Annotated in this window: 12 protein-coding genes and 1 pseudogene; 11 read left to right on the top strand and 2 right to left on the bottom strand. The window is 40.8% G+C overall.

Features of this window, described 5'->3' with window-relative positions; translation table 11 throughout:
* On the top strand, nucleotides 1–907 hold a 907-nt coding region (locus tag J582_RS23050; RefSeq protein ID WP_032048675.1), incomplete at its 5' end, for an alpha/beta fold hydrolase.
* 51 nt (nucleotides 908–958) lie between these two features.
* On the opposite strand, the gene J582_RS23045 is transcribed toward J582_RS23050, so the two are convergent.
* Together J582_RS23045 and nagZ are read right to left on the bottom strand one after the other, a co-directional pair.
* On the bottom strand, nucleotides 959–1801 hold the full coding sequence (locus tag J582_RS23045) for a class I SAM-dependent methyltransferase (protein WP_032048674.1): 843 nt from the start codon (nucleotides 1799–1801) through the stop codon (nucleotides 959–961).
* A 325-nt stretch (nucleotides 1802–2126) separates the two neighbouring features.
* Nucleotides 2127–3146 (bottom strand): beta-N-acetylhexosaminidase, encoded by a 1020-nt coding sequence (nagZ, locus tag J582_RS23040; protein WP_031982307.1) that lies wholly within the window; start codon nucleotides 3144–3146, stop codon nucleotides 2127–2129.
* Nucleotides 3147–3338: 192 nt separating this feature from the next.
* Here nagZ and J582_RS23035 point away from each other — a divergent pair, with 192 nt between their 5' ends.
* The 10 genes and pseudogenes from J582_RS23035 to J582_RS22990 all read left to right on the top strand — a co-directional run.
* Entirely contained in the window at nucleotides 3339–5522 is a 2184-nt protein-coding gene (locus tag J582_RS23035) for a carboxy terminal-processing peptidase (protein WP_004710662.1), read from the top strand.
* A 136-nt stretch (nucleotides 5523–5658) separates the two neighbouring features.
* Nucleotides 5659–6958: pseudogene (locus tag J582_RS23030) on the top strand (glycosyltransferase family 4 protein).
* A gap of 24 nt (nucleotides 6959–6982) precedes the next feature.
* Nucleotides 6983–7534: a phosphatase PAP2 family protein gene (locus J582_RS23025; RefSeq protein WP_004710660.1), complete on the top strand. Its 552-nt coding sequence runs from the start codon at nucleotides 6983–6985 to the stop codon at nucleotides 7532–7534.
* Between the two features lie 99 nt (nucleotides 7535–7633).
* Nucleotides 7634–7834 carry a Fe-S cluster assembly protein IscX gene (gene iscX / locus J582_RS23020; protein ID WP_000524329.1) on the top strand — a complete coding sequence of 67 codons (201 nt, stop codon included), beginning with the start codon at nucleotides 7634–7636 and terminating at the stop codon, nucleotides 7832–7834.
* A gap of 113 nt (nucleotides 7835–7947) precedes the next feature.
* The gene (gene ndk / locus J582_RS23015) at nucleotides 7948–8379 is read left to right on the top strand and encodes a nucleoside-diphosphate kinase (RefSeq protein WP_000963851.1); all 432 of its coding nucleotides are present in this window, start codon (nucleotides 7948–7950) and stop codon (nucleotides 8377–8379) included.
* 122 nt (nucleotides 8380–8501) lie between these two features.
* The gene (gene rlmN, locus J582_RS23010) at nucleotides 8502–9734 is read left to right on the top strand and encodes a 23S rRNA (adenine(2503)-C(2))-methyltransferase RlmN (protein WP_002053401.1); all 1233 of its coding nucleotides are present in this window, start codon (nucleotides 8502–8504) and stop codon (nucleotides 9732–9734) included.
* A gap of 39 nt (nucleotides 9735–9773) precedes the next feature.
* The gene (pilW, locus tag J582_RS23005; protein WP_308646142.1) at nucleotides 9774–10550 is read left to right on the top strand and encodes a type IV pilus biogenesis/stability protein PilW; all 777 of its coding nucleotides are present in this window, start codon (nucleotides 9774–9776) and stop codon (nucleotides 10548–10550) included.
* Nucleotides 10541–11332, top strand: a complete 792-nt coding sequence (locus J582_RS23000; RefSeq protein WP_002053491.1) for a helix-turn-helix domain-containing protein — start codon at nucleotides 10541–10543, stop codon at nucleotides 11330–11332. The genes pilW and J582_RS23000 overlap by 10 nt, the downstream gene beginning before the upstream one ends.
* Nucleotides 11333–11353: 21 nt before the next feature.
* Nucleotides 11354–12469, top strand: coding sequence for a flavodoxin-dependent (E)-4-hydroxy-3-methylbut-2-enyl-diphosphate synthase (gene ispG / locus J582_RS22995; protein ID WP_031982309.1), 1116 nt, complete (start codon nucleotides 11354–11356; stop codon nucleotides 12467–12469).
* On the top strand, nucleotides 12466–12785 hold a 320-nt coding region (locus J582_RS22990; protein WP_032048673.1), incomplete at its 3' end, for an ATP phosphoribosyltransferase regulatory subunit. The genes ispG and J582_RS22990, both read left to right, overlap by 4 nt.

Below are 12785 nucleotides of genomic sequence, written 5' to 3'. Positions count from 1 at the left end.
AATGTCGTTGGGTTCAGTTGTTGCTTCTTGTTTTGCTTATCACCGTCCAGATTTAATGGACCGTATGATTTTAATGGGTGTCATGCAAAAGACCCGTAAAAGTTGGCGGATGATTTTGGAAGAATCACTCAAACTCATGCAAGAAAACCGTATGGAAGAGTTTGGACAAGCGGTGATTCTATATTTGGTGAATCATGCCAAATTAGATAAAACACGTATGTCACCGACAGCTAAAAAATTATTTTTTAGGCAAATGGCTGAGTTTACGGTGACCGAGCGTGAACGTTATTACATTAACTGTAATCGACTTTTACGCTTAACAGATGTACCGATTCCACAGTGTAAAACACTGGTCGCAGCAGGGCAGTACGATAGTTTTACTTTGCCTCATGAAAATGCCAATTTTGCTTTGCAATGTCCGGATATGGAATTTGCTCTGATTGCTAACGCAGATCATGTGCCACAGCTTCAGCGCCGTAAAGAAACTATGAGTTTGTTCACTTCATTTTTGAAAGGTGAATCTATCCAAAATCTGGATGGCATTATTCCAATGACGCGGGAACAAATGCAAAGTATGGAACGTCGAGGTGAAGAGCGTATACCAGTTCTGCAGCCTAAAACCAAACTAAGCCACCGTGAATGTAAATCAGAAGTCCCAGTAACGATTGTGGATGTGACTTTCTTTGGAATGTATTTGAAGTTAGATGATGTGAAACAGCTCGACTTTGTAAATGAACATCCACGGGATCTGGCACTATATTTAGAAGATGAAGAGGGTGCTTTTTCGATTGAATGTTTAATCTTTGAAGCTACTGAACAAGGAATCCGTGCTTTATTTAAACATGGCAGTTTCGAACTTGCTGACCGTTTAAGTCGTTTTATTGCCCGCCAAAAGCAAGCAGCATAAAGTTTAATTTTTTATAAAAAAGAAGTCCCAAAAATATTGAGACTTCTTTTTTTATTTCAATTGAGCATGAATAGTCCAGACTAAGTCACCTAAATGTTCTTCATCGCTCTCTTTAGTAACTTGTCCGAAGAATATTTGCGGTTGTTCAACGTTAACTTGATTAAAGCCAGCATCTTTAAAAAAGTCTTTCACTTCTAGTGGAGTCTTAAAATGAAAACTAAATGAGCTTCGGGACATAAGTTTAAGTAATTTACTGCTGTTCCAGATAATACTTGCGAGTTTATTCTTAACGGGTTCAGGATACAGGTCGGTTAAATAATGAAGCTTTTTAAAAGAAGCACCATAGTGGGCAATGGATTGGATCAGTTGCTTTAATAAGTCTTTATCAAAATAGTTAATTAAACCTTCACTGATTACAACTAGTGGACGGCTAGGGTCAAACACTTCAAATGCTTGTGCGAAAGCCTCAGTAAATAAATCAACCGATAAAATTTCAGGTGCATTTTTTTCAATTTGTTTTAGTGCATTTTGTTTTGTTTGAGCCATATCGGGCAAATCAAGCTCTCGATAGCTAATAGAAGGATAATGCTGCCTAAACCACCAACCACGTGGTGATAAACCACAAGCGATTTCAAGCACCTGTAAATCAGGATTTTCTTGAATTAACTTCTCTAAATCATGATCAAGCATAGTATGGCGCTGTTTAAGTGTCGTGCGCATACTGCCACCGACATAATTCTCTGCCCAAGATTCTAATGGGTGAACTAAATATGCCAAAGATTTGCCTTTACTCGTAGCAAGTGCTTCGTGTGAGATCCCCATTTGATACCAGATATAGCCTGTATAGTGGGCTGTAAAAGAAATGTGGCGGTGTTTTGAAAGGTGTTGTGTCATTCGTCCTGAACTCGATTTATTGTTTTTGTGTGATCTTCATTATTAATAACAATGAAGAGGTTCTAATGCATTGATGGTGAATGAACCTGCATGACGGAGTCCTGTCAATTAGGTTGGCATTCTGGGATGAACTTTCAGTTGGAGTTACTTTTCTTTCGGGAAAAGTAACCAAAACCATTGTCATACGCAAAACCTGTTCACTTTCTGCATCTATCAAATATATTGAAGCAATCAATATCCTTCAGCAGATGAGCAGGTTGCGTATGACTTAACCGCGTATCAGATAGTGAATAGGTTTTTGTAGCCAATTAAAATTTTTACTAACTTAAATCGAATTCTTAAACTCTTCAATGGCTGTTTTGACAGCTTGCCATTCATTTCCAAGTGATAAAATTTCACCAACTTGGATTTGTGGAATTCGACCACGCATACGTTCTAAACGCTCTTGATTTGGTAGCGCTAAGTTTGCAATACCATCGAGTGCTGTACATGCTGCACTACGGTCATTACACACTAGTCCCATATCACAACCAGCTGCCAGAGCTGCTTGAATACGCGCATCTGCACCACCAGCGACACAAGCAGCTTGCATGCTTAAGTCATCAGAGAAAAGTACGCCATTAAACTTCAAGCGATTACGAAGGACTTCTTGAATCCAGAAAGGTGAGAAACCTGCCGGATTTGGGTCAACCTTGTCGTAAATTACATGTGCCGGCATGAGCGCATCGAGCTCAGGCATAAGCTTAATGAAGCTTTGCATATCATGGTTGTAAATTTCGTCATAGCTACGGCTGTCAATTGCGGCTGCGACATGTGAATCGGCTTTGACCGAACCGTGACCCGGGAAGTGCTTACCAGTATTTGCCATGCCGGCTTTTTTCATACCGCGCATAAATGCACCAGCAAGAGGAGCAATATCTTCAATATTTTTAGAGAAGCCACGGTCACCAATCACATCACTAATCGCATTGAGGTCTAGAACCGGTGCAAAACTAAAATCGATCCCCACAGCTAACACTTCAGTTGCCATTAACCAGCCACACTGTTCAGCCAGTTCTAGAGCCTTTTGTGGTTGAGTAATATAGAGTTCGCCAAAGCGGCCCATGGCTGGCAATAGCGTAAAGCCAGATTTTAAACGTTGAACACGGCCACCTTCTTGGTCGACAGCAATTAAAATATCTGGGCGAACTTGGCGCATATGGTCGGTTAAAGCACGGACTTGTTGTGGTGATTCAATATTTCGTGCAAATAAAATCATGCCACCGACTTGCGGAGCTTGTAATAGTTCAATATCTTCTTTAGTAAGTTCTGTGCCGGCAATGTCCAGCATCAACGCGCCAATCATATTGGTTCCATTTGAATTTTGATTGAAAAACAATAAGCGAATTTTGCAATGATTTGCTACATTTTGTCAGTACAGAATATGATAAAACTACACGGTATAAACAATTTAGTTGGTTAAGATGTTGAATCTGCTTAGTTCATATCGAAAACAGAGCGTGTAAGATACGAACACCCAAGGAAGTATTAAGAATTTATGAAACTTCAAACTATAGCTTGTGCAGTAGCAATCGCGACTGGCGGTTTATTCTTCTCTCATACGATGAACGAAGCAAGAGCAGCAACCAATACAGCTGCTGTTTCTCAATCGATCCAGCCAACGCAAGAGCAGGCCTTGGTGGCTCGTCAACTGGCAACTTTAGTTGATCGCCAACATTATTTAAATATGCGTTTGGATGCGAATACATCTAACCGTATTCTCGATATGTATTTAGATAGTCTTGATCCAGACCATTCATTATTTTTAGACGCTGAAGTTCAAAATTATAAAAAGCTCTATGGTTCAAATTTTGGTGCTTCATTAAAAGCGGGGAATTTAACTGGACCGTTTGCTATTCACCAGCAATATCGTGAACGCTTAAAACAATTTTATGAGTTCATGCTTGCTGAGTTAAAGAAACCACAAAATTTAAAACAGCCAAATACTTTTATTGAAGTAGATCGCGAAAAAGCACCGTATTTTAAAACATCGGCTGAGCAGCAAAATCACTGGCGTAAAATGTTAGTTTCGCAGTTAATTAATTTAACGATTAGCCGTGAAGAAGAGCAGGCGAAACAAAAGGCATTAAAAGAAAATCCATCACTTGCTGATGGTCAAGACTTAACAGGCCCAGAAGATTTAACACCGGCTCAGACTTTGACCAAGCGTTATACACGTCAGCTTGAAAGAATTAGCCGTGTGAAAAGCGACGATGTTTTAGATAAAACATTAAATGCAATGTTGGCGACTTATGATCCACATAGTAACTATTATCCGCCAATTGATGCGATAGAACTGAACCGCCAAACGACCTTACAACTTGAAGGTATTGGGGTATCGATTCGTCCAGAGCGTGGCAATGAAGATTACACCAAGATTGAAACCATTGTAGAAGGTGGCCCGGCAAGTAAGTCCGGTCAAGTGAAATCAGGAGACCGAATCGTTGGTGTCGCTCAAGAGGGCGGTAAAATGATTGATGTGGTCGGCTGGTCGAGTTCAGAAATTGTTGGGTTGATCCGTGGTAAGCGTGGCACAAAAGTAACGCTGAAACTTCTTGGTGCTGGTGCGTCAATGAGTCAGGCACGCAATGTGACCTTGGTGCGTGATGTCATTCAAGAAGAAGATGCGGGCGTCCGTTCACGTACAGTTGAAGTAACACGTGATGGTAAAAAACATCTATTAGGTGTCATTGAAATTCCATCTTTCTATTTCGACTATCGTTCACGTCGTGCTGGTCAGCAATATCGTTCAGTTTCTGAAGACACTGCAAATGCGTTTGAGGCTTTAAAAGCTAAGAAAGTAGAAGGTATTATTATTGACTTGCGTAATGACCCAGGTGGTTCATTAGAAGAAGTTGCACGTATGCTTGGACAGGTAATTAAATCAGGTCCGGTTGTGCAAATTCGTGACGGCAATGGCAATGTAAGTGTATTTGAAGACAACGATGGTGGTCAGCAAATCTATACAGGTCCACTCGCTGTATTGGTGAACTTAGCATCGGCATCTGCAAGTGAGATTTACTCTGCTGCAATTCAAGATTATGAGCGTGGCATTATCATTGGTAGTACAACCACAGGTAAAGGTACAGCTCAGGTCCAACTTGATACTTTGGCATATGGTCAAGCAACCTTAACTCAGCGTAAATTCTACCGTGTTACCGGTGGTAGTACGCAAAACAAAGGTGTAGTGCCAGACATTAAACTTGTTGATATTTATAACGAAGAGTTTGGTGAGCGTAAATCGAAAAATGCGTTAAAGTGGGATACGATTCCAACTGCACCATTTAAACGTGAAGGTTCTGTTCAGCCATATGTGGCGAAGTTGTCTCAACTTTCAGAGCAACGTGTAGCAGTCGATCCGCAGTTTAAATATTTAAATAAACGTACGGCAATCGCAAAGGTGACTAGCGATCAGAAACAAGTTGTTCTTGATATTGATAAGCGCCGCGCAGAGCTTCTGAGTTTAGAAAAGCAAACTTTAGATGCTGAAAATGAACGCCGTGTAGCGACAGGTCAAAAACCTTTTGCTAACTGGGAAAGCTATCAGGCTTCCTTAGATGCATTGGCTGAATCTCGTGCTAAAATGAAAGCCAACCAACGTCCTGCATTGCCAGAAGAAGAAACATTTGTGAATGAAGCAGCAAATGTACTTATGGATTATGCAAAATTGCAGAACCGTTAAGTTTTTGTCTGTTTATCAAAAAGCACGCTGTTCTCAGCGTGCTTTTTTAATTTTTCATGTCAGTAAACTGTCATGCATTTATCATCAAAGTGTCAAGAAAGCTGCTTAATCTTTAAGCATGAAAATAAATACATTGATGGATGGCGCTATGCAAGGCTCATACGCGACAGCACTATTAAAACAACAGCAACTCCCTGAAAGCTTCCACTTCTATTTTAAACAAAAACAGCAGTTGTCTAATACTCAGGAATTGCACCAACTTCACGGGTTGGTTCGGCCTCGTTTAAAAATTGCGATTGTGACAGAGACATGGCCACCAGAAATTAATGGGGTAGCACTTTCGTTATTACAGTTATGTCAAGGTTTGCAAAAACAAGGTCATAAAATTCTACTGGTTCGCCCAGAACAAAAAGCCAAGTGTCATGATTTTCTACCAGAGCAAGAATGTCTCGTTATGTCACAGGCTATTCCTAAATATCCAACTCTGCAATTTGGTTGGCCTCAATATTTAAAAGTTTCAAAAGCTTTTGAAAAATTTGCGCCAGATGTTGTGCACATCGTGACGGAAGGACCGTTAGGCTTAACTGCCATGCAAGCTGCAAAAGCAAAAGATATTCCGGTCTCTAGTGGCTTTCATTCACCATTTCAAGATTTTAGCCGATTCTTTGATTTGGCTTTTTTAGTTAAGCCAATTCAAAAATATCTTTGCTGGTTTCATAACAATACTCAAGTGACTTGTGTGCCAAGTAAAGATACCGAAGAAGCTTTACGTGGTTTTGGTATTACCTGTCCACTGGTTGTGGTGGGACGAGGGGTCGATACCACACGCTTTTCACCAAAACATCGTTCAGAAAGCTTACGCCAGCAATGGGGTGCCGATGCCGATACTCGTGTCATGCTGTATGTAGGGCGTTTATCACCAGAAAAAGAAGTTCAATTGATTGTTGAAAGCTATGCAGCTATGCAAAATATGCAGCAACATAAAACTAAACTTGTGGTGGTAGGAGATGGCCCAGATCTTGCTCGATTAAAAGCATTACCTGAAGCGAGAAATGTCATTTTTACAGGTAGTTTGCGTGGACAAGATTTAGCAATAGCATATGCAAGTGCTGATGTCTTTGTATTTGCGAGTCAGGTTGAAACGTTTGGTAACGTAGTTTTAGAGGCAATGGCAAGCGGTTTGCCTGTTATCGCGTATGATTATGCATGTGCACATCAATATTTAGTCCATAACGTAAGCGGCTGGTTAAGTCCACTTGGACAGAAAAACCATTTTATACAACAAATTTATCAACTCCCTTCCGTACAACAACTTAGAGAAATGGGCATACAAGCCTGTCGTAAAGTACAGCAAAGCGGTTGGCAACTTCCGGTACAGCAATTAGAACAGGCATTTTATCAGGTAGTGAAGGAATCCCTCGGTGGACTTCACCTAAGTATCCTAAAATAGGAGAACAACCATGAAATTAAAGAATGCAAAAATAAAAATACTCGATCTAGATTTACGAGGCTGTTTATACCTCAATCATTTTTCCCATTCACAGCGTGTAGCTTTATTTTTCAAAATTATTAGCCGTGCGGGCGATGGGCCATTTTGGTACCTCATGCTGGCAATTGTATGGGGAATGCATGGTATTACCTATAGTTTGCAAATTATCTATTTGCTACTTGGCGGTTCGGTCGGAACGGCAATTTATAAATTCTTAAAACATAAAACCACGCGTCCACGCCCTTACCAAGTACATCAGGTGATTGTGCTTGGGGAGAGACCACTTGATCACTTTAGTTTTCCATCAGGTCATACGCTACATGCAGTGATGGTGACAATTGTGTTGGGTTATATCCAGCCTGTGTTGCTGGCTGCCATGTTGCCATTCATGGTGCTTGTGGCATTGTCTCGTATGGTGCTTGGACTTCACTACCCAAGTGATGTGATTGTAGGCGCACTTATTGGTGCGGCAGTAGCAAGTCTAATTATTTTTGTCGCGCCATTATTGGGCATTGCTTTATAACGAACAGTAATTTTTATCAGCTTAAGCTATCGATTACGTTTGTGGATTTGCTAAAGTACACAGTTCGTGATTTAGCAGATTAAACAGATAGGAGCCGCTATGGGCTTACGTTGGACAGATACGATTGATATTGCCATTGAATTGTCAGAAGCACATCCAGAAGTTGATCCGCAATGGATTCGTTTTACCGATTTACATGCATGGGTATGTGCGTTACCAGACTTTAGCGATGATCCAAATAAATCAACTGAAGGATTGCTAGAAGCCATCCAAATGGCTTGGTTAGATGAAGTTCGCTAAAAACAGTAGAAAAAATCGCAACTTTTACACATTCAAAGCTGATTATTGCCTATGACATCGGTATAATGCGGCAAATTTTTTAAAGTTTAAATCTTAAAATAAAGGAGCCACTCATGGCAATTGAACGTACTTTGTCTATCGTAAAGCCAGATGCTGTGTCTAAAAACCACATCGGTGAAATTTTTGCTCGTTTCGAAAAAGCGGGTTTAAAAATTGTTGCGACTAAAATGAAACACCTTTCTCAAGCTGATGCTGAAGGTTTCTATGCAGAGCACAAAGAACGCGGTTTCTTTGGTGACTTAGTTGCATTCATGACTTCTGGTCCAGTTGTAGTATCTGTTCTTGAAGGTGAAAACGCAGTTCTTGCTCACCGTGAAATTTTAGGTGCTACAAACCCTAAAGAAGCGGCTCCTGGTACTATCCGTGCTGATTTCGCTGTAAGCATCGACGAAAATGCTGCTCACGGTTCTGACTCAGTTGCTTCTGCAGAGCGTGAAATTGCTTACTTCTTTGCTGACAACGAGATCTGCCCACGCACTCGTTAATCGAAAGCATTCAAACCAGATAAGTGGTATACTACTTATCTGGTTTTTTTATTCTCTCAAGAGCATATTGTTTGATTCTTGAACAATATATTCTTTTTTTGACATGGTTTAGGTAAATACACATGAGTTCTGCAGTGGTCGTTTCATCTGAAAATCTTGATGGACAGCAGCAATCTTCGTCCACGCCAGCATCGCCTGCTGCCGAAAAAGTGAATTTACTCGGCATGTCACGCGCTCAATTAGAAAAATTCTTTGAAGATATTGGTGAGAAAAAGTTTCGTGCCGGGCAGGTTATGAAATGGATTCATCAATATTTTGTCACTGATTTTGCTGAAATGACCAATATTTCAGGCAAATTGCGCGCAAAGCTTGAACAAATTTGTGAAATTAAAGCTCCTGAAGTGGTTCACCGTCATTATTCAAAAGACGGAACACGTAAATGGGTGTTTCGCGTAGGTGAAGGTTCTGGCTCTTTAGTAGAAACTGTATTAATTCCTGCCGAAGATAAAACTGGTTCACGCAAAACCTTATGTATTTCTTCACAAGTGGGCTGCGCATTAGACTGCTCATTTTGTTCAACAGGTAAGCAAGGTTTTCAGCGCGATTTAACGCCAGATGAAATTATTGGGCAACTTTGGATGGCAAACTATTCTTATATGGAAGAAGTGCCTGTTGCCGAGCGCGAGCGTTCAGTAACTAATGTGGTGATGATGGGTATGGGTGAGCCATTACTCAACTATGATGCTGTATTAAGCTCAATGCACATTATGCTTGATGACTTTGCTTATGGCATGTCAAAACGTCGCGTGACTTTGTCAACGTCTGGTGTTGTTCCGAAAATTGACCAACTTGCACAAGATATTGATGTTGCATTAGCAATTTCTTTACATGCACCAAACGATGAACTACGTAATGAACTTGTACCTATTAATAAAAAATATCCATTGGCTCAGTTGATTGCAGCGTGTCAGCGTTATATTGCCAAAGATGGTAATGAAAGTGCGCGTAAACATGTGACTATTGAATATGTGATGTTAGAAGGCGTAAATGATCAGCCTGAACATGCACAGCAGTTACTTAAGTTGCTTAAAAACTTACCAAGTAAAATTAATTTAATTCCATTTAATCCATTCCCTCATGCACCATATGGTCGCTCAAGTCGAAATCGTATTATCTCGTTCCAAAAAACTTTGTCTGATGCCGGATTTGTGTGTACGATTCGTCAAACACGTGGTGATGATATTGACGCTGCATGTGGACAGTTAGTGGGTCAAGTTGCTGACCGTACGCGCCGTGCTGAGCAGTGGCAAAAGAAAGTAGCGCAGCGACAAGAGATTTTACGTACACAAGGATAAAGTTGAGGGCAGACTTTGAGTACTCCGAAGTTAAAGATCATGTTATGTATGGGGGTTGCTGTTGCATGTCTGGCCAGTGGTTGTCAGTCTTCGCCAACGCTTAAAAAGGACCCGGAAAAAGCAGTTAAGGTGCGTACGCAGCTTGCCGCCGAATACATTCGTTCTGGTGACTTGGACTCTGCAAAGCGTTCCCTTGACCAAGCTTTAAGTGTCGATAGTCGTGATGCAACGGCAAATATGATGATGGGTATTTTATTGCAACAAGAAGGCAGTAAACCCAATTTAGAAAAAGCAGAACATTATTTTAAACGTGCAATTTCATCTGAGCCAGATAATGCTCAGGCGCGTAATAATTATGGTACGTATTTGTACCAAATGGAGCGTTATAATGATGCCATTGAGCAATTCCGTATTGCTGGTGCAACATTAGGTTATGATCAACGCTATCAAGCCTTAGAAAATCTAGGGCGGATTTATTTAAAATTAGGTGATATTGCGAGTGCTGAAAAAACATTCAAACAAGCACTCCTTGCTAACCGCGATTCTTACATTTCAATGTTAGAGTTAGCAGAAATTTTTTATTTGCAGCAGCAGATTCCGGCTGCTACACAAATGTATGAACAATACGTTCGTACAGTGGGGCAGAAAAATCAGGGTGCTCGCGCACTTTGGATTGGTTTAAGAGTGGCTCGAGCCAATGCGGATAAAATGGGAATGCAAGTTTTAGTAAACCAGTTACGTGCTTTATTCCCGGAAAGTCCAGAATATCAACGTTATTTGCAATTACAGTATAGTACTGAGGCCGTATGGAAATAAATCCTAATTCACAGCAGCCAACTGGCTCAAGCTTACCGACTTCTGCTTTAGGAAATATTCAACGTCCTGGTGAGTATTTACGTCAAATTCGCGTTTCTCAGAAAAAAGAATTAGAGCAAGTATCTTCTGATTTAAATATGCCGCTTAAAACGCTAAGTGCGTTAGAGCAAGACGATTATAAATCTTTGCCAGAAGCAACCTTTATTAAAGGTTATTATCGTTCTTATGCGAAATATTTAAATGCTGATGCAACTGCAATTATTCAGCGTTTTGATGAAATTTATGCGAACGATACAGGTCTTTTGCCAAATCATGCTTTAAACAACTCACCAATTAAAATCATGGGTAAATTACCGGGTTCTAATAGTGATCGTAACAAAAAATGGTTAAAGCGTGCGTTACTTGCGATTTTGATTATTGCTGTCGTGTCATTGATTGTGATGGGTGTCCAAAAATGGACTTCAAACAAAGAAGAAGCTGATGTGCCAAAAGCCAATCAGTCTAATGTTGAAGTTTTACCTATGAAAGGAAGTGCCTCTGCAACAGCGGGTGATCAATTGGTGTTAAACTTTAACCGTCCAACTTCTGTTCATATTGTAGATGCAACAGGCAAGGTTTTAGCGACGGGTCGTCAGGCATCGACTTTAACCTTAAATGGTGAGTCTCCATTCCAGATTCGTCTTGATGATGCAACAGCTGTGTCATTAAGTCTAAACCAAGAACAGATTTCATTGTCTCCATATACGGTAAACGGTAAAGCTGAATTCCGTTTATCCCGCTAATACCATGAGTTGAGCGATACAATGATAGAGAACCCAATTAAACGTCGACCAACACGTAAAATCCGTGTTGGTTCGGTCTATGTCGGTGGCGATGCACCTATTAGCGTGCAAAGTATGACAAATACCGAAACTTGCGATGTCGATGCAACTGTTGCTCAGATTGAGCGTTGTGTTGACGCAGGTGCAGATATTATGCGTGTTTCAGTTCCTTCTATGGAAGCAGCTGAAGCCTTTGGTGCGATCCGCAAACGTGTTTCAGTTCCATTAGTGGCTGATATTCACTTTGACCATAGAATTGCCTTGGCAGTTGCAGACTATGGTGCAGACTGTTTGCGTATTAACCCGGGTAACATCGGTTCAGATCAAAAAGTTCGTGAAGTTGTTGCTGCGGCACGCCATCACGGTATTTCTATGCGTATTGGTGTGAATGCGGGTTCTCTAGAAAAAGATTTACAGAAAAAATATGGTGAGCCAACAGGGCAGGCACTGCTTGAGTCAGCTTTACGTCATATCGATATTTTAGACCGTCTAGATTTCCATGAGTTTAAAGTCAGCGTAAAAGCATCAAATGTGTTTTTAACCATGGATGCTTATCGTTTGCTTTCTCAGCAAATCGACAATCCATTGCACCTTGGTGTGACTGAAGCTGGTATTTACCGTACAGGTACTGTGAAATCAGCGATTGCTCTTGGTGGATTATTGATGGAAGGTATTGGCGATACCATGCGTATTTCGCTTGCTGCTGAACCAGAAGATGAAATCAAGATTGGTTTTGACATCTTGAAATCGCTTGGCCTACGTTCTAACGGTATTAACTTTATTGCTTGTCCAAGTTGTTCTCGCCAAGAATTTAACGTGATTCAGGTGATGCAAGCCTTAGAAGAGCGCCTAGAAGATATACGTACGCCAATGGATGTTTCAGTTATTGGTTGTAAGGTAAATGGCCCAGGTGAAGCAAAAGAAGCAGATATCGGGGTTGTTGGGGCTGCGCCTCGTTCACTGGTTTATCGCAATGGTGAGAAAAGCCATTTAATTGATACCAATCAATTGGTTGATGAAATCGAAAGTATGGTTCGTCAACGTGTTCAAGAGCTTGAAGAAGCTAAATCTAAAGAAATTATTCGTAGTTCATCATGAGTTCAATTGTCGCAATCAAAGGTTTTAATGACGTTTTACCAACGCAAACAGCAGCGTGGAGACGTCTCGAGCAGCATTTAGCATCGTTAATGGATGCTTATGGTTACCAACAAATTCGTTTGCCGATCGTTGAACAAACGGGACTGTTTAAACGTGCTATTGGTGATGCAACCGATATCGTTGAAAAAGAAATGTATACATTCTTCGATAAAGGAAACCCACCTGAATCATTAACTTTGCGTCCGGAAGGAACAGCAGGTTGTGTACGTGCTTTGGTTGAACATAACTTGTTGCGTGGTGCTACGCCGCGTGTGTG

The sequence above is a fragment of the Acinetobacter sp. 1566109 genome, assembly GCF_000582255.1.
GTDB lineage: Bacteria > Pseudomonadota > Gammaproteobacteria > Pseudomonadales > Moraxellaceae > Acinetobacter > Acinetobacter nosocomialis.
Note: the sequence above shows the minus strand (reverse complement) of the source record. Positions and strands in the feature narration are given on the sequence as shown.

Excerpts from the sequence above, each read along its gene's own strand:
- J582_RS23000 (WP_002053491.1), top strand. The coding sequence starts at position 10,541 with ATGGAAATAAATCCTAATTCACAGCAGCCAACTGGCTCAAGCTTACCG.
- ndk (WP_000963851.1), top strand. The coding sequence starts at position 7,948 with ATGGCAATTGAACGTACTTTGTCTATCGTAAAGCCAGATGCTGTGTCT.
- J582_RS23035 (WP_004710662.1), top strand. The coding sequence starts at position 3,339 with ATGAAACTTCAAACTATAGCTTGTGCAGTAGCAATCGCGACTGGCGGT.
- J582_RS23025 (WP_004710660.1), top strand. The coding sequence starts at position 6,983 with ATGAAATTAAAGAATGCAAAAATAAAAATACTCGATCTAGATTTACGA.
- J582_RS23045 (WP_032048674.1), bottom strand. The coding sequence starts at position 1,801 with ATGACACAACACCTTTCAAAACACCGCCACATTTCTTTTACAGCCCAC.
- iscX (WP_000524329.1), top strand. The coding sequence starts at position 7,634 with ATGGGCTTACGTTGGACAGATACGATTGATATTGCCATTGAATTGTCA.
- rlmN (WP_002053401.1), top strand. The coding sequence starts at position 8,502 with ATGAGTTCTGCAGTGGTCGTTTCATCTGAAAATCTTGATGGACAGCAG.
- nagZ (WP_031982307.1), bottom strand. The coding sequence starts at position 3,146 with ATGATTGGCGCGTTGATGCTGGACATTGCCGGCACAGAACTTACTAAA.
- pilW (WP_308646142.1), top strand. The coding sequence starts at position 9,774 with ATGTTATGTATGGGGGTTGCTGTTGCATGTCTGGCCAGTGGTTGTCAG.
- ispG (WP_031982309.1), top strand. The coding sequence starts at position 11,354 with ATGATAGAGAACCCAATTAAACGTCGACCAACACGTAAAATCCGTGTT.